Origin of the sequence: Pseudomonas sp. REB1044 (genome assembly GCF_038813925.1) — a bacterium.
Taxonomy (GTDB): Bacteria; Pseudomonadota; Gammaproteobacteria; order Pseudomonadales; family Pseudomonadaceae; genus Aquipseudomonas; species Aquipseudomonas boreofloridensis.
In genome coordinates, this window is the sequence record NZ_CP046139.1 from 3,474,869 (window position 1) to 3,491,221 (window position 16,353).

Annotated in this window: 15 protein-coding genes and 1 tRNA gene; 9 read left to right on the forward strand and 7 right to left on the reverse strand. The window is 63.2% G+C overall.

Annotation, left to right across the window (positions count from 1 at the left end; translation table 11 throughout):
- Positions 1–75 precede the first annotated feature (75 nt).
- Both GKC70_RS15970 and GKC70_RS15975 read right to left on the reverse strand, forming a co-directional pair.
- Positions 76–879, reverse strand: coding sequence for an MOSC domain-containing protein (locus GKC70_RS15970; RefSeq protein WP_342649253.1), 804 nt, complete (start codon positions 877–879; stop codon positions 76–78).
- 61 nt (positions 880–940) lie between these two features.
- The gene (locus GKC70_RS15975) at positions 941–1,876 is read right to left on the reverse strand and encodes a chemotaxis protein CheV (RefSeq protein ID WP_029613525.1); all 936 of its coding nucleotides are present in this window, start codon (positions 1,874–1,876) and stop codon (positions 941–943) included.
- 314 nt (positions 1,877–2,190) lie between these two features.
- Here GKC70_RS15975 and GKC70_RS15980 point away from each other — a divergent pair, with 314 nt between their 5' ends.
- The 3 genes from GKC70_RS15980 to GKC70_RS15990 all read left to right on the forward strand — a co-directional run bounded on the left by GKC70_RS15980 (position 2,191) and on the right by GKC70_RS15990 (position 4,588).
- Entirely contained in the window at positions 2,191–2,661 is a 471-nt protein-coding gene (locus tag GKC70_RS15980) for a histidine kinase (RefSeq protein WP_342649254.1), read from the forward strand.
- 384 nt (positions 2,662–3,045) lie between these two features.
- On the forward strand, positions 3,046–3,939 hold the full coding sequence (locus tag GKC70_RS15985) for a sensor histidine kinase (RefSeq protein WP_342649255.1): 894 nt from the start codon (positions 3,046–3,048) through the stop codon (positions 3,937–3,939).
- Positions 3,932–4,588 (forward strand): response regulator transcription factor, encoded by a 657-nt coding sequence (locus tag GKC70_RS15990; protein WP_342649256.1) that lies wholly within the window; start codon positions 3,932–3,934, stop codon positions 4,586–4,588. The genes GKC70_RS15985 and GKC70_RS15990 overlap by 8 nt, the downstream gene beginning before the upstream one ends.
- On the opposite strand, the gene yegS is transcribed toward GKC70_RS15990, so the two are convergent.
- The 3 genes from yegS to moaB all read right to left on the reverse strand — a co-directional run bounded on the left by yegS (position 4,572) and on the right by moaB (position 7,332).
- Positions 4,572–5,459, reverse strand: coding sequence for a lipid kinase YegS (gene yegS / locus GKC70_RS15995; RefSeq protein ID WP_342649257.1), 888 nt, complete (start codon positions 5,457–5,459; stop codon positions 4,572–4,574). The two genes, GKC70_RS15990 and yegS, sit on opposite strands and share 17 nt — an antisense overlap.
- Positions 5,460–5,582: 123 nt before the next feature.
- Positions 5,583–6,809: a gephyrin-like molybdotransferase Glp gene (gene glp, locus GKC70_RS16000; RefSeq protein ID WP_342649258.1), complete on the reverse strand. Its 1,227-nt coding sequence runs from the start codon at positions 6,807–6,809 to the stop codon at positions 5,583–5,585.
- A complete protein-coding gene (gene moaB / locus GKC70_RS16005; RefSeq protein ID WP_029613519.1) occupies positions 6,793–7,332 on the reverse strand; it encodes a molybdenum cofactor biosynthesis protein B in 540 nt (179 codons plus the stop codon). Before moaB ends, glp begins: the two co-directional genes overlap by 17 nt.
- A 163-nt stretch (positions 7,333–7,495) precedes the next feature.
- Between moaB and GKC70_RS16010 the strand changes: the two genes are divergently transcribed.
- The 4 genes from GKC70_RS16010 to GKC70_RS16025 all read left to right on the forward strand — a co-directional run bounded on the left by GKC70_RS16010 (position 7,496) and on the right by GKC70_RS16025 (position 10,466).
- The gene (locus tag GKC70_RS16010) at positions 7,496–7,717 is read left to right on the forward strand and encodes a YgdI/YgdR family lipoprotein (protein WP_029613518.1); all 222 of its coding nucleotides are present in this window, start codon (positions 7,496–7,498) and stop codon (positions 7,715–7,717) included.
- Between the two features lie 81 nt (positions 7,718–7,798).
- Positions 7,799–7,875: transfer RNA gene (locus tag GKC70_RS16015), tRNA-Pro, on the forward strand.
- 269 nt (positions 7,876–8,144) lie between these two features.
- Complete coding sequence (locus GKC70_RS16020; RefSeq protein ID WP_162889501.1) at positions 8,145–8,318, forward strand: PA1571 family protein; 174 nt, start codon at positions 8,145–8,147, stop codon at positions 8,316–8,318.
- Between the two features lie 207 nt (positions 8,319–8,525).
- Positions 8,526–10,466, forward strand: coding sequence for a methyl-accepting chemotaxis protein (locus tag GKC70_RS16025; protein WP_342649259.1), 1,941 nt, complete (start codon positions 8,526–8,528; stop codon positions 10,464–10,466).
- A 7-nt stretch (positions 10,467–10,473) separates the two neighbouring features.
- Here the strand turns inward: GKC70_RS16025 and GKC70_RS16030 are convergent, their stop codons facing one another.
- Positions 10,474–11,784: an MFS transporter gene (locus GKC70_RS16030; protein ID WP_342649260.1), complete on the reverse strand. Its 1,311-nt coding sequence runs from the start codon at positions 11,782–11,784 to the stop codon at positions 10,474–10,476.
- 745 nt (positions 11,785–12,529) lie between these two features.
- The gene (locus GKC70_RS16035) at positions 12,530–13,006 is read right to left on the reverse strand and encodes a sigma-70 family RNA polymerase sigma factor (protein WP_317870653.1); all 477 of its coding nucleotides are present in this window, start codon (positions 13,004–13,006) and stop codon (positions 12,530–12,532) included.
- Between the two features lie 209 nt (positions 13,007–13,215).
- Between GKC70_RS16035 and GKC70_RS16040 the strand changes: the two genes are divergently transcribed.
- Positions 13,216–14,391 (forward strand): efflux RND transporter periplasmic adaptor subunit, encoded by a 1,176-nt coding sequence (locus tag GKC70_RS16040; protein WP_342649261.1) that lies wholly within the window; start codon positions 13,216–13,218, stop codon positions 14,389–14,391.
- Positions 14,392–16,350, forward strand: a complete 1,959-nt coding sequence (locus tag GKC70_RS16045) for a MacB family efflux pump subunit (RefSeq protein ID WP_342649262.1) — start codon at positions 14,392–14,394, stop codon at positions 16,348–16,350.
- The last annotated feature ends 3 nt before the right edge of the window (positions 16,351–16,353 follow it).

Sequence of the window (16,353 nt, forward strand, 5' to 3'; positions counted from 1 at the left end):
ACGCGCAGTGCAACAGGGTGCGATTAAGGGCCGATTATGGCGCGACAAGCGCCTGCCGTCGCCTCCCCCAAGCTGCTACTCCAACACCTCCACCGGCATGCCCACCTCGAGACGTCCGCGGCCATCGACGGCCAGGTTCTGCCCGAACAGCACATCGCCGTCGCGCTCGCGGAATGTCTTCAACGTGGTCAACGGCTCCCGATCGGCGCTGCGTTCGCCAGTGTCCGGGTCAAGGGTGGTGAGGATGCAGCGCACGCTCGGTTTGAGTACGCGAAAGGTCAGTTCACCGATACGGATACGCTTCCAACCATCCTCGGCAAAGGGCTCGGCGCCTTCGACCACCAGGTTAGGGCGAAAACGCAACATCTGCAGAGGGCGACCGATGCGTCGATTGAGCTCATCGAGCGACGACTGACCGATCAACAAAAAGGGAAAACCGTCGGGAAAGGCAGCCCGATCGGTGTCCAGCCCATAGCCGCTGGGCAAGTAGCGTGCACGCTGGCGTGGGCAATGCACGAGGCGCACGGGCTTGTCCAGCAGTTGGCTGAGCCACTGTGCGGCGGCCTCTCCAGCGTCGGGCACGCGCAAGGTGTCGCGCCACAGAGTGACCCCTCGCAGGTTTTCGTCGGCTTCCGGCACCCGCACCTGCAACGGCGACTGCCCCGGCGCCTCCAGCAACAAAGCGCCGTCTTCACCGGGGCAGGCCTTGAGCCGCCCAAGCTGCGGCCAGGCGCGCTGGGTCAGAAAGCGACCCGTGTCTTGCTCGACCACCATCCAGCGTCGGTCGCCGTCCAGGCCAAGAGCGTCGAGCGCCGATTCGGCCAGGCACTGCGCCTGGCCTGATTTCACCGGATACCGGTACAACGCACTCAGAAACATGCCAACCGCCTCACGCTCGTCAAAGCCCAAGCTTATACCCGCTGCACGTCGCGTGCAGGGCTCAGACCGCAGCGTGATCGAGCGACAGGCGCTCGCGCACCACTTCCACCAACCGGTCTGGCTGGAACTTGGAAAGGAAGTTGTCGCAACCTACTTTCTTCACCATGGATTCGTTGAAACTACCCGACAATGAAGTGTGCAGTACGACGTACAGCCCACGCAGCCGAGGATCGTTGCGGATCTCGGTGGTCAGGCGATAACCATCCATCTCGGGCATCTCCGCATCGGTGAAGATCATCAGCAATTTCTCGCAGACATCCTCCCCAGCATCGGCCCAGCTTTTGAGCAGGCGCAGCGCTTTGAGACCGTCGCTGGCGACGTGCAGCTTCATCCCCAGTTGCGACAGGGTGTCGCGCAGTTGCGCCAGGGCCACGCTGGAGTCGTCGACCAGCAGCACTTCGCGACCACGAGCACGGGCCAGTACCGGATCTTCGAGTTTGTCGCGCGAGACCTTGGCGCTATACGGCACGATCTCGGCCAAGACCTTTTCCACGTCGATGATCTCGACCAGCTTGTCATCGACCTTGGTGATGGCTGTCAGGTAATGCTGGCGGCCGGCGCTGGTGGGCGGCGGCATGATGGACTCCCAGTTCATGTTGACGATGCGGTCCACGCCGCCGACCAGAAACGCCTGCACCGAGCGGTTGTACTCGGTGACGATGATGGTGCTGTCAGGCCCCGGTTGCAGGGGACGCATGCCGATCGCCTGGGACAGGTCGATCACCGGCAGGGTCTGCCCACGCAGGTTGACCACGCCGCACACGAAGGTGTGGCGCTGCGGCATGAGCGTCAGCTTGGGCAGTTGCAGCACCTCCTGGACCTTGAACACGTTGATCGCGAACAACTGTCGACCAGCCAGGTGAAACATGAGGATTTCCAGGCGGTTCTCGCCCACCAATTGCGTGCGTTGATCTACCGTGTCGAGAATGCCAGCCATTGCACAACCCCCAGGCTTTGAAGCGAAAATATTGGATGCATCTGACCTGTATCGGCACAATTGGCCAGAGCTTGATGCACACGACAAAATCCCCGAACGGCGATTGATATCACTTTACCATCATGCTTAACTGCTGCCACCTACTTCAAAGCCCTAGCGCCGCCTCGCAAACACCTCATCAGGGAAACCCTTAGGTTCAATCGGGAGCAACCTGATATTCGCGATATCCTTTAGCCATTAATGTGACGCCATTCTCAGTGCATGGACGGAGTCAGGCTTTTGTCAGCGAACATCTGGATGTGGTTACCCCCTGCTTGCTCGTCGTGCAGCGGAGGCTGACGATGGAACGCGGGCCCTCTAACTCCGACGTGTTGCGGGAATTTCTGCCAGATGCGCAAGCCTTGCTCAAACGCGCCCAAGAGTGCTTGCAGCATCTGGCACTGATCGGCAACGACCCCGACGCCTGCCGCTGCCTGGACGAATGTCTGCACACGCTGGCCCAAGGCGCGAGCGCATCGGGGATGCGCGAAATATCCTGTTACTCAACCGTGCTGCGGCAGTTACTCCAGCCCAGCTGCGAGGGTTGTCGGTTACCGTCTGGCGCGCTTTCGGCGCTGGCGGAGTGTCTTGATCTGCTGGATTGGCAACTGGAGTTGGTCGATCCACACACAGGCCAACTGCACTTGGACGGCACGGAGCAGCAATTGCTCGTCGGCGCCTTGGCCAGTGCCCTTGACCAACCTTGCCCCTCCCCCGCGTCGGCAACGCGTTCCCTGAATGAGTGAAGAGACCATTCCCGCTAACGAGTCAAAGTGTTGCCCCATCAACACTCGATAACTTGTTAGATAGGTCAAGTTATGTCAGGGCCGTGATAGCGCATTAGCTTAGTTATTCAAGAAGTTTCTGATTCTGTGGAGATAATAGCGCATGGCCATTTTCTCCAGGGTTCACTTACACCTCTGCGCGCCCCGTATTAACTCGGCTCAGAGCAACTAAGCAGCCGCGACCAAATCGATTCGAAGTGATACCATGCGCACTAAACAACACCCACCACACGCGGGTTCCACACTAATCAGCGTGTTCATTGTTGATTGAATAAGCAGGTCATTCACAGCGCCAAGGCGTGTTTCGCGACCTGCGCCGGCAATTATCCAGTGGCTTTCCAATCTATGCTTTCACGCTTGAAGATTCCTCTGCATTGCCGCCCGCGCGTCACCTGGCTGCCTGCGGCGACTGCGGTGCTCTGTGCGGCCTCCTTGATCGCCAGCGTGGTCGCCTATGCCAGCGCTCAACGCTTGTCGACAGCGGCGCTCATCCTGCAATTGATCGCCCTGCTCGCCGTCGCGTGGCAGCTGTGCCGCTGCAGGGGCGCGATTCATCTGCAGCCCGAGGAACTGGCAGAGCGCATGCTCGAAGTCCAGGAGGGCGAACGCCAGCGCCTGAGCCGCGAACTGCACGACGACATCGGACAGTCGCTCACCGCCGCGAAGCTCCAGCTCGACTGGCTACGGCGTCGGATGCCGACCACGCTGCACCCGCACTGCGACATCCTGCGCGACACGCTCGACACCACCTTGGACAGCGTGCGCGATGTGTCCGCGCTGCTCAATCCGCGACAACTGAGCAGTCAGGGCCTGGAGGCGAGCTTGCGGGCTCACCTACTGCGAGCGCTGGAAAACAGCGACGTGCATTGGAGCCTGGAATGCCAGCAGCGCCTGGGCGGTATCGGCGAAGCGGTGACCATGGCAGCTTTTCGCATCACCCAGGAGGCAGTCACCAACGTGCTGCGCCACGCCCGTGCACACAACCTGTTGATTCGCCTAAAGCGCATGCCGGAAGGTCTGCGCCTGTCCATCAAGGACGATGGCATCGGCTTCGAACCGACCCACGTCGCAGGGCTGCGCGGCCACGGCGGCATTGCCGGCATGCAGGAGCGGATAGCCGCGCTGCAAGGCCGCCTGGAGGTGATCAGCCAGCCCGGTCAAGGTACCCGCATCGAAGTCTTGTTCCCTTGGCCTGCACGCCGCGAAGAACGAGCCAGCACGGCACATTGCGATGACTAGGCTGCTGCTGATCGATGATCATTCACTGATTCGAGCCGGCGTGCGTGCGCTGGTCACCGACCTCGTCGGGTATGAAGTGGTGGGCGAAGCCGATGACGGCCAGCACCTGATGGAGATGGTACAAAGCTTGAGCCCGGACATCGTCCTGCTGGACATTTCCATGCGCTCGACCAACGGCCTGGATGCCTTGACCCAACTGCGCGACAGCGGCTGCGCGTGCAAAGTACTGATCCTGTCGATGCACACCGAGCCGGACTTGATCATGCGCGCGCTGGAAAGCGGCGCACACGGCTATCTGCTGAAAGACACCAGCGCCAGCGAACTGGAGCACGCCCTAGGTGCCTTGTGCAGCGGCGAACGTTACCTGAGCCCAGCCATCGCCCACACGGTGATCAATCAAGCCCTGCTGCGCGCCCAGAGCAGCAGGCCGTCTTCCAGCGACCGACATCACCTGACGGCCCGGCAATTGGAAATCCTGCGCCTGATCGTGCGCGGCAAATCCACCCGGGAGATCGCTAATGGGTTGGGATTATCGATAAAGACCGTCGAGACCCACCGCTCGCAGATCATGAAGCGCCTGCAGATCTACGATGTGGCGGGCCTGGTGCTGTTTGCCGTGCGCGAAGGCATCATCAGCCTGGATGACTGAGCAAGGGTGAGTCGCTGGGCAGGTGCACCCGCACTGCCCCCGGCACGGCCTCGAAGCGCAGACCGCCCTCTTTCAACGGTTCGCCGTCGAGATTCAGCGCCAGTCCTTCAGCCTGGCCGATCTCCACCCAAGGCAACCGCGCCCGAACGAACAGTTCCTCACCGCTCAGCAAGTCGCGCAGTGCCCCAACCATGGCTTGAGGCGCGGGCAGAATGGCGACATCCAGCAGTCCATCGTCAGCCAGGGCCTCAGGACACAGCACATGACCTCCGCCCGCCTGACGACCATTGCCAACAGCCAGCGCCAACAACTCGCCCTGCCATTGAAAGTCCGGGCCGTGCAAGGTGGCCGAAGCCACCTGCAGCTCGCTGAAACGTGACAAACCGGTGAACAGATAGGCCGCCCCGCCGAGCACTTTCTTCAGATCCTCCGAGGTGCTGGCCGTCACTTGACTGCCGAAGCCACCGGTAGCCATGTTCAGGAACATCTGCTCGCCGACGCGCCCAAGGTCCACTGCCCGCGCGGGCACCTGGAGCAATGCCAATGCAGCTGCCGGCTCCAGCGGAACCCCGGCCGCGCGGGCGAAATCGTTGGCGGTGCCAAGCGGTAGCAGCACCAGGCTGGCTTGACCATCGGATTGGGCAATGGCCTCGGCGATATCGCGCAAGGTGCCGTCCCCGCCTCCCGCCACGATTTGCGTGTAGCCGGCGCTCAGCGCCTCCTCCACCAGTCGCCGGGCATCGCCCGCTTCCCAGGTCAAGCGCACGTCCAGATGCTGGCCACGTTCGCGCACGGCCCCTACCGCCTCGCGTACCTCTTCGTTCAGCGCCTGCTTGCCGTGCAGGATCAACATCGCCTTGTGCCCGTGCATCCGAAACTCTCCTGATAGACACCCATAGCAATCTCGACCACCGCAGATCGACGAATGCTGCACACCGTCGATCGAATCTGCGCGAATCCCTGACGGATGGATTTAGTTGTTTGAGGTCGGACGCTAATCGAGCAATTCGCTGAAAGGGATGAAAGGGACACTGTCGCCCATGGCCACGGTGCGACCTTCGTGCACCTCGACCAGCCCTTGTGCCCAGACTGCACTGCGCAGCACGCCAGAGCTCTGGTTGGGATAAAGGCGCACCTGGCCGTCCTCGATGCGTGCCCGTAGATACTCGCGGCGACTGCCAGGCTTTGGCCAGTCGAAGCCTGCCGGGACCGAGAAGCGCAGCGGTGCGACCTCGCTGACGCCAAGCCGACGCAGCAGGTAAGGTCGCGCCAGCAAGGCGAAGGTGACCAAGGTGGAGGCCGGGTTGCCAGGCAGTCCGATTACCGGCACACCCCGCCATTGCCCGCAAGTCAGCGGCTTGCCGGGCTTGATTGCAAGCTTCCAGAGTGCCAACTCGCCCGCCTCGCGCAACGCCATGCCCAAGTAGTCGGCCTCACCCACGGAAACCCCGCCGGTGGAGAGGATCAAATCGACTTCGCCCAGATGCTCCAGGCATTGGCGGGTCAGCGTCAGATCGTCGGCGAGGATCCCGGCGTCGATCACTTGGCAGCCCATGCGCTGCAACCAACCGACCAGCAGTCTACGATTGCTGTTATAGATCTGTCCGGGCCCCAGGGGCAGTCCGGGCTCGACCAGTTCGTCGCCGGTCGACAACACCGCGACGCGCGGGCGTCGACGCACCTGAACCGTGGCATGCCCCAGGGTCGCAGCCAGACCCAGCTCGATCGGCCCCAAACGGGTGCCCGCGGCCATGATCTGTTCGCCGGCACGGGTTTCCTGACCTTGGGGCCGCACGTTCTGCTGGGCGGTAAGCGGGTGCAGGAAACGCACCCGGCCGTCTGCGAGCACCTCGGTGTTTTCCTGCATCTCTACGCAGTCGGCGCCTTCGGGCAGCGGTGCCCCGGTGAAGATCCGCGCACAGGTGCCCGCTTGCAAAGCCGCCGGCGCATGGCCGGCGAAGATGCGTTGGCTGACCGCCAGAGGCTGATCGTGCAGGTCCTCCAGGCGCACGGCGTAGCCGTCCATGGCGCTGTTCGGCCAAGGCGGCAAGTCGAGGTTGGCAACCAGCGCCTGGGCCAGCACGCGCCCCTCGGCATCGCCCAGGGCGACCTCCTCGACGTCCTCGATAGGCGCCGCCTCGGCCAGCGCCAGCAGGCGCTCCAAGGCCTGCTCCACCGGCATCAAGGGCCGGCTAGCAGCCGCCTCAGCCACGACTTTCACAGGCCGGTGCCTGCTTCAAGTGAGCGACGAAATTGCACGGACGATGACGTGCGTCGAGTTGCTCGGCGAGAATGCCGTCCCAACCCGTACGCACCGCGTTGGTCGAACCGGGCAGGCAGCACACCAGGGTACCGTTGGCCAAACCTGCCAGCGCACGGGACTGCACGGTGGACGTGCCGATATCCGGCACCGATATCTGGCGGAACAGCTCGCCGAAGCCATCGACCTGCTTGTCCAGCAGGCACGCGACGGCTTCCGGGGTACTGTCGCGACCGGTGAAGCCGGTTCCGCCGGTGATCAGTACGACCTGCACAAGGTCATCGGCAATCCAGGTGGCGACCTGGGCGCGAATCTTGTACAGGTCGTCCTTGAGCAGCACGCGCTCAGCCAGCCGGTGCCCGGCAGCGGTGAGCCGGTCGACGAACAGTTGGCCAGAAGTGTCGGTGTCGAACGCACGGGTGTCACTGACCGTCAGCACAGCGATGTTCAGCGGCACGAAGGGAGTATCTGCCTTGGCTTTCATGGGAATCCGTCATGCGGGAAGTAAAGCGCCCGTTATAGCACAAGGCCGCCTCCGTCCTGGATCGGTATCCACGCGATTGTCCTTGCACTGCACGCCACGAGGAACTTTGCATGCTCAGGTAGCGTCAGAGGCACATCATGCACCATCGAAATGGAGACACACGATGATCCAACGGACCCTCCCCGCCTTCCTGCTTGCCCTGGGCCTGGCTGCCGTCGCCGGTTGCGCATCGCCCACCGTCATCACGCTGAACGATGGCCGCGAGATTCAAGCCGTGGACAAACCTTCCTACGACGAAGACTCCGGCTTCTACGAATTCGAGCAGCTCGACGGCAAGCGTGCACGCATCAACAAAGACCAGGTGCGGACTGTCAAAGAGCTCTGATTCGCGCCGTGTTTGAGGCAAAGGCCCTTTACACAACAAGGGCTTGCGTTGAAAAATGCGATGCAGTAGGATTTTGCCCATCGGAGTGTAGCGCAGCCAGGTAGCGCGTCTCGTTCGGGACGAGAAGGCCGCAGGTTCGAATCCTGTCTCTCCGACCAAATCCTTCGAAAAGCCCGCCTCGTGCGGGTTTTTTGTTGCCTGTGGAAAGCATGAAACACCGCTTGTTCATCCTGTTGGAACTCTCGAAGGGTCAGCGCGATCGCATGCCGAGTGAGCACAGTGCCTATAGCTCATCGATCTAAATGGGGCACTGGAGCTTTCTCATGCTTTCTGTTGGACTGTACGTGTCGTGATACCGAGGGAACTGTCACAGGTCAGTCACGGCGAGCGTTTAGTCTGAGCTTGCAACCTGAAGAGGAGACAGGAAATGAGCTTGCAACATAGCAGCGACACCGTTAAGAACGCCCAGCACACTCAACATCAGGTGTGCGGCTCGATCATCGATGCCCAAGGCCGCGAAATTCCGATCACCGAGCAGATGATCCAGAAGGCCTGCAAGGAGCTGGAGGAAAGCCGAGTGGAAAAGATCCGCCAGGCTTGAGCCTCACCGAATTGCTTACACCCGGCGCCCGCGCCGGGTTTTTCATTTCTGGCGGGCCGGAAACGCTCTCAGAACAATCGAGGACATTTTTGTACACGAAATACCCCTAAAGCTTTGCCAGGTACGCGCCGAAACAGGGTAGATAGCCTGTGGCCAGTTTTACGGCGGGCCACGCCCTGCGTGTTTTCCCACGAATGGTTCGTCCTGATGAAGATAAAAAATAAGCTGGTGATTGCGTTCGTTCTGGTGGCATTTATCCCGGTGGCCTTGGTCGGCGCCATCTCCGTGCTGAACATTCGCACCGAGGCCGTCGATCAGTTCATCGATGGCAGCACCCGTGAGATTCGTCAGATCGACGGCAACATGCGCCAGTTCTTCGACGGGACCCTGCAGAACGTCGAGCAGATGGCGACCGACCCCTTCTACACCTCGGTCAGCACCCTGAAGGACTACACCGCGGCCGACGCCGCCAGCCGCCCACTCCTCGCCTCCGCTCAACAGGTCATCGACGCCTTCTCCCGCTACGGCACCACCCATCCGGCCGCCGCGATCCTCTCCATCGGCCTGGAAGACGGCACCTACGCCAAATGGCCAGACGACCCCAAGCTCGCCAGCTATGACCCACGTACCCGCCCCTGGTACAAGGCCGCCATGGCTGCACCGGGCAAAACCGTGCGCACGGCGGCGTACTACTACGACAAAGATGACGTCGCCCTGGTCGGCACGGCCCGCACCCTCAACGACGCTGCCGGCAAGCCTAAGGGCGTGTTCGTGGTCAGCGTGTCACTGAAGAATCTCACCGAGCTGATCAAGAGCATCAAGCTGGGCGACAGCGGCTATGTGATGCTGATCGAGAACGGTACGGTGCTGGTCGATCCGCGCGATGCCAGCCACGGTTTCAAGCAGCTCAAGGACCTCGGTGCACCTTATGCGCAACTGGCGGCCACCGATCAGGGCTCGACCGAGGTGGTGATCGACGGGGTGCGCTACATGGCCAACGTCTGGACCTCGCCGGTGCTCGGCTGGCGCTTCGTCGGCCTGATCGAATATAGCGAAGTGATGGGCGCCGCCACCTCCATGACCTACCTCACGATCGTCATCGTGCTGGTATTGGCGCTGGTCTTCGCATTGATCGCCGCTGCGTTCTCGCGAGTCATCGTCAAACCCATCGGCCAAGTGAGTACCGGCCTGCAGCAAATAGCCCAAGGTGAGGGCGACCTGCGCCGCGACCTGGTGGTGCAAGGCAAGGACGAAACCGCCGAGTTGGCCGGCTGGTTCAACAAGTTCCTCGCCGCGATCCGCCAGCTGATCCAGCATATCGGCGCCGCGTCCGGTAACTTGCATGAAGCCTCTCGCGCCAACAGCGAGCTGGCCGGCAGCATGAATGAAGCCGCCGGTCGCCAGCGCGAAGCCGTGGAACTGGTCTCCACCGCCTTCAACGAAATGGTCGCCACCGCCAACGAAGTGGCCCGCTCGTGCAGCAGTGCGGCGGGCGCTGCAGAGAACGGACATCGTCGGGTGGCCGAGGGCAAGCAGCAGATCGAACAGACCACCGACAACGTCAACCGCCTGGGCACGCGCCTGAGCGAATCGTCGCAGGCGATGGTCGAACTCGAAGAAGGCAGCCGCAACATCAACCAGATTCTCGGCACCATCCGCGCCATCGCCGAACAGACCAACCTGCTGGCGTTGAACGCAGCGATCGAGGCCGCCCGCGCTGGCGATCAGGGCCGTGGCTTCGCGGTGGTCGCCGACGAAGTGCGGGCACTGGCCAAACGCACCGCCGACTCCACGGGTGAAATCGATCAGTTGCTCAACGCGCTGGGCAACAAGACTCAAGAAGTGTCGCAGAAGATGGACAGTTGCCTGGACCTGTCGCGCGCCAGCGTGTCATCGATCGAAAGCGCGCGCGACAGCTTCGAGGGCATCCAATTGTCGGTCAACGAGATCCGCGACCAGAACCTGCAGATTTCCGCCGCAGCCGAGGAGCAGCACAGCGTGGCCGAGGAGATCAACCGGCATATCCAGCAGATCTACGACGAGGCGCACCTGGTCGAGGGTCTGGCCAGCTCGGCGCAATCGGACTCCGGGCGGTTGTCGCAGTTGTCGGAAGAGCTCAACGGCCTGGTCGGACGCTTCAAGTCCTGACCCCGACTCAGTAGCCCACAGCGCGCTCTTCGACACACAGAGGAGCGCGCAGACCGTAGACGGCACCGGTCACGGCGCCCACAACGCCCATGATCAGGCAGAAGCCTACGCACACCCAGGGGCTCCACGGCATCAGGGCGATCAACGCCAAGGGCGTGGTACTGGCCCACAGCGCATAGGCCAGGTTGTAGGTGAAGGAGATCCCGGACACGCGGATCTGCGCCGGGAACAGCCCGACCATCACCGACGGCACCACCCCCACCACGCCGCAGCTCAGACCCGCCAGCGCATAGGCCAGCCAACTCCAGCCCCACTGCCCCATGAGGCTCGCATACAAGAGGCCAATGCCCAGCGGCAGGACCAGGCTGTAGAGCATCAGCGCGCGCCAAGCACCGATGCGGTCGACCAGCAGTCCGGCCAGCACGCAGCCGATATTGAGAAAGACGATCCCGACGCTGCTCAAGGCGAAAGTTCGCCCGGCATCGATGCCAAAGCGTTGCTGCATCACGGTGGGGGTAATCACCACCAGCACCACCACCGCCGAGGTCAGCACGCAGGTCAGCAGCGCCGCTGGGATCAGCGAACGTCGGTGCTCGGTCAACACGCTGCGCAGCGGGAACGCCACGGGCGGCGTCTGGCGTTCGCGCAGGGCCAGGAAGACCGGCGTCTCGCTCAACCAGCGGCGCAACCATACGCCGAGCACGCCGAACACGCCGCCAAGCACGAAGGGATAGCGCCAGGCGAATTCGAGGATTTCCTGCGGGCTATAGAGTCGGGCCAAGAGCGTGGCGACCAACGCCCCGAGCAGGTAGCCGAAGGTCAGGCCTGCCTGGAGAAAGCCCAATGCATAGCCACGTCGACCCGGTGGCGCATGTTCGGCGACGAAAGCCCAGGCGCTGGGCACCTCGCCACCGACGGCGGCGCCCTGCAGGATGCGCAGGGCCAGCAGCAGCAGCGGCGCAGCGTAGCCGATGTCGGCGTAGGTGGGCATCACGCCGATCAGCAGGCACGGCAGCGCCATCATCAGAATGCTTAGGCTGAAAACGCGCTTGCGGCCCAGGTGGTCGGCGAAATGGGCCATGAGAATGCCGCCCAACGGGCGCGCCAGATAACCGGTGACGAAGATCCCGAAGCTCTGCAATAGCCTTAGCCACTCGGGCATCTGCGGCGGGAAGAACAGTTGGCTCAGGGTCAGGGCGAAGAAAACGAAAATGATGAAATCGTAGATTTCCAGCGCCCCGCCTAGGGCTGCCAGGCCCAGGGTCTTGTGGTCCCTGCGGCTGAAACGGGGGGCTCTAGGGGGGGCGATGGGGGTCATTGGGATCTGCTGAGCTGGTGTTTGGGGGGCACAGGATAGCAAAAGCTGAAAAACGGGGGTTTTTGGGGGCTGGTTGTCTTGGGGTGAATATTCGTTGGCTTTGGTGGGGCTTAGTCACCTTTTCGCCTTTACGGCGACCCCCTTTTTTTCTTGGAAAAAAGGGGGGCAAAAACCGCTTGCTCCCGCATCCGGCCCCTGCGCTATGCGCAGGGGTTCCCTCGCGCCGGCGTCACTCCGGGAGGACCGCGCTTAGGGGCCTTCCTGGCCCCAAGCGCTTGACGGGCATCCATGCCCGTCACCTCCCTGCGCAACGCCTATGCTCGGCCTCCTGAGGTCGCGGTTGGCGGTGTTTGAGCTACCGCGCACTAAGATCAATAGCAACGGCAACGGCAACGGCGATTCGATCGCGCAGCGCTCCGATAAATCTGCCCCACCGCCCTGCTTCTAAGCGCGCGCCAGTTCAGACGCCGCCACTCGCGACCTCAGGAGGCCGAGCAGAGGTGGCATGGAGGGGGTTGACGGGCATGGATGCCCGTCAAGCGCTTGGGGCCATGGATGGCCCCTAAGCGCGGTACCCCCGGAATGCCACCGGCGCGAGGGAACCCCGCAGCGCAGCGAAGGGGCCGGATGCGGGAGCAAGCGGTTTTTGCCCCCTTTTTTCCAAGAAAAAAAGGGGGTCGCCGTAAGGGCGAAAAGGTGACTAAGCCCCACCAAAGCCAACGGATAAGCCCCCCGCCAGGGAAAATCACCGATCCCACCCCAGAATCCGCCCCCGACAATGCTTCATGGCATTAACGATATGCTTCTCGACCATCCCCTGCGATATCCCAAGCCGCGCCGCGATCTCCCCATGCGACAACCCCTCTAGCTTACGAAGCAAAAAGCATTCCCGGCACGTCCCGCTCAGTTCATCCAGCGCCCGCCGCACCATCGCCAATCGCTGCTCAAGATGCAGTTGCTGCGAAGGCGCCGGACTGTGCCAGCGCTCATCGTCCTCCAGCACTTCCAGCGGCTCGACCTGCCGCACCAACTGCCGCCGATGCCTGTCGATGACCAAATTCAGCGCCGTACGATAGAGGAAGGGGCGAGGCCGTTCGATCGGCGGCTGACCGCTGCGCTCGAGTAACCGAACCCAAACGTCGTGCGCCACATCCTCGGCCGCATGCCGGCTGCCCAGCCGCGCGCAGAGAAAGCTCAACAGTTCGCGATAGTAATGTTCCACCACGGCCTTCGCTTCTCCTCCAGGCAACACCGATAAAGTTGAGAATGCGCATCGGTGATATCAGTGTGACATATTACAAATTACACCCATTCTCAGCAACGCAGCCCACCCGGTCCGCTAAATCCCGGTGCACAAGGTTCGTCTATCGGTGACGTTCGTATGTGCCTGCACGCCATGCCACGCCTCATACCTCCGCCTGGAAGTCTGCAATGAGACGCACCTCCCCGCTCCCCCGTCGGCTGCTGCTCGGCGCCCTGAGCCTGCTGGCACTGGGTACCCTGCTGGCCTGGAAAACCCTGCCCCTGGGCGCACCATCGCTGAGCACCGTGCCCGTCACCCGCGCCGACATCGAAAGCAGCGTCACCGCACTGGGCACCCTGCAGCCGCGTCGCTACGTCGATGTCGGCGCCCAGGCCTCCGGGCAAATCCGCACGCTGCACGTCGAAGCCGGCGACCAGGTGAAAAAGGGCCAACTGCTGGTGGAAATCGACCCGTCCACCCAACAGGCGCGCCTGGATGCCGGACGCTACTCGATCGAGAACCTCAAGGCCCAACTGGCCGAGCAGCGCGCACAGCACCTCTTGGCCCAGCAACAGGTCAAGCGCCAGCAAGATCTGGCCCGCGCCGGTGCCACGCGCGAAGAGGACGTGCAGCGCGCTCAGGCGGAGTTGAAAGTGACCCAGGCCCGGATCGACATGTACCAGGCGCAGATCCTCCAGGCCCAGGCCAGCCTGCGCAGCGACGAAGCCGAGCTTGGCTACACACGCATCTACGCGCCGATGGATGGCACCGTGGTGGCAGTCGATGCCCGTGAAGGCCAGACGCTCAACGCCCAGCAGCAGACGCCGTTGATCCTGCGCATCGCCCGGCTGTCGCCGATGACCGTCTGGGCCCAGGTTTCGGAGGCGGACATCGGCCAGGTCAAACCGGGCATGACCGCCTACTTCACCACCCTGGCCGGTGGCAAGCGACGCTGGACCAGCACCGTGCGGCAAATCCTGCCGATCCCGCCCAAGCCACTCGACCAGACCAGTCAGGGCGGCGGCAGCCCGACCAGCGCCAGCAGCAGCACGGGCAGCAAAGTGGTGCAGTACACCGTTTTGCTCGACGTGGAGAATCCCGATGGCGCGCTCATGGCCGAGATGACCACCCAGGTGTTCTTCGTCGCCGGTCAAGCCCGCCAAGTACTCACCGCGCCGCTGGCCGCGCTGGACGATGCACCTGACGACAGCCTGCGCCTGGCCCAGGTGCTCAACCCGGACGGCAAGGTCGAACAGCGCCAGGTGCGCACCGGGCTCAGCGACCGCCTTCGGGTGCAGATTCTCGACGGGCTGCGCGAAGGCGAGCACCTGATCATCGGCGCGCCGCGCGCCAGTGGAGGCTGAATGAGTGCAGCGCTGATCGAGCTCGACGACATCCACAAAGTCTACGGCGGCATCGACTCCCCCGAGGTTCAGGTCCTGCGCGGCATCAGCCTGAGCATCCAGCCTGGAGAATTCGTCGCCATCGTCGGCGCCTCTGGCTCGGGCAAGTCCACCCTGATGAACATCCTCGGCTGCCTCGATCGCCCTTCCAGCGGCCGTTATCGCTTCGCTGGGCGCGATGTCGCCGAACTGGACAGCGACGAGCTGGCCTGGCTGCGCCGCGAAGCCTTCGGCTTCGTGTTCCAGGGCTATCACCTGATTCCCTCAGGCTCAGCCCAGGAAAACGTCGAGATGCCAGCCATCTACGCCGGTACGCCTGCCGACCAGCGCCATGCCCGCGCCGCCGCCCTGCTCGAACGGCTGGGCCTGGCCAGCCGTACCGGCAACCGACCGCATCAGTTGTCCGGCGGTCAACAGCAACGGGTGTCGATTGCCCGCGCGCTGATGAACGGCGGCCATATCATCCTCGCCGACGAACCCACCGGAGCCCTCGACAGCCACAGTGGCGCCGAGGTGATGACCCTGCTCGACGAACTGGCGAGCCAGGGCCACGTGATCATTCTCATCACCCACGACCGAGAAGTGGCGGCGCGGGCGCGACGTATCATCGAGATTCGCGACGGCGAGATCGTCAGCGACTCGGCCAGCGCCGAGCCACCTACCGTGTCCGGCGTGCAGGCCGATGAGTTGCGCCGACGTCTGGACCGCGGTGCAAGCCTGCGCGGCGCTTGGAAAGGCGAGCTGATCGAGTCGTTGCAAGCGGCTTGGCGGGTGATGTGGATCAACCGCTTCCGCACCGCCCTGACCCTGCTCGGCATCGTCATCGGCGTGGCCTCGGTGGTGGTGATGCTGGCGGTCGGCGAAGGCAGCAAGCGCCAGGTGATGGCGCAGATGGCCGCCTTCGGCTCCAACATCCTCTACATCAGCGCCAAGCACGCCACCTCACGCGAAGCGGCCGGCCAGATCACCCTCGACGATGTCGCCGCCATCGGCGGCCTGCCCCAGGTGCACCGCATCATGCCAGTGATCGGCGGCGAGCTGATGGTGCGCCACGGCAACAACAACCAGACGTTCTACGTGGGCGGCAACAACACCGAATTTCCACAAATCCTCAACTGGCCGGTCGTTCAGGGCAGCCTGTTCACCGAAGCCGATGAACAGCGCGGCGCGGCCGTGGCAGTGATTGGCCAGAAAGTCCGCGACAAGCTGCTGGCACCGGGCAGCGACCCGCTGGGCCAGTACCTGCTGATCGAAAATGTGCCATTCCAGGTGGTCGGCGTGCTCGCTGCCAAGGGCGCCAGCTCCGGCAATCAGGACAGCGACGAGCGCATCGTGGTGCCCTACTCGGCCGCTGCGACCCGCTTGTTCGGCTCGCGCGACCCCGAATACGTGATCATGACCGCCGCCGACTCGAGCCGGGTGTCGGAAACCGAGGCCGCCATCGACCAACTGATGCGCAAGCGACGCCAAGGCAAGCGCGATTTCGACCTGACCAACGACGCTGCACTGATCCAGGCCGAGGCGCGCACCCAGAACAGCCTGTCGCTGATGCTCGGCGCGATTGCCGCCATCTCGCTGCTGGTCGGCGGCATCGGCGTGATGAACATCATGCTGATGACCGTGCGCGAACGCACCCGCGAGATCGGCATCCGCATGGCCACCGGTGCCCGTCAGCGTGACATCCTGCGCCAGTTCCTCACCGAAGCGGTGATGCTGTCGATGGTCGGCGGCGTCACTGGCATCGCCTTGGCCCTGGGTATCGGCGGCGCGCTGCTGCTGGCCGATATCGCCGTGGCCTTCGCCCTGCCCGCCATCCTCGGCGCCTTCGCATGCGCCGTGATCACCGGTGTCGTGTTCGGCTTCATGCCAGCGCGCAAAGCCGCCCGACTCGACCCGGTCAAAGCCCTTACCAGCGTGTAGCCC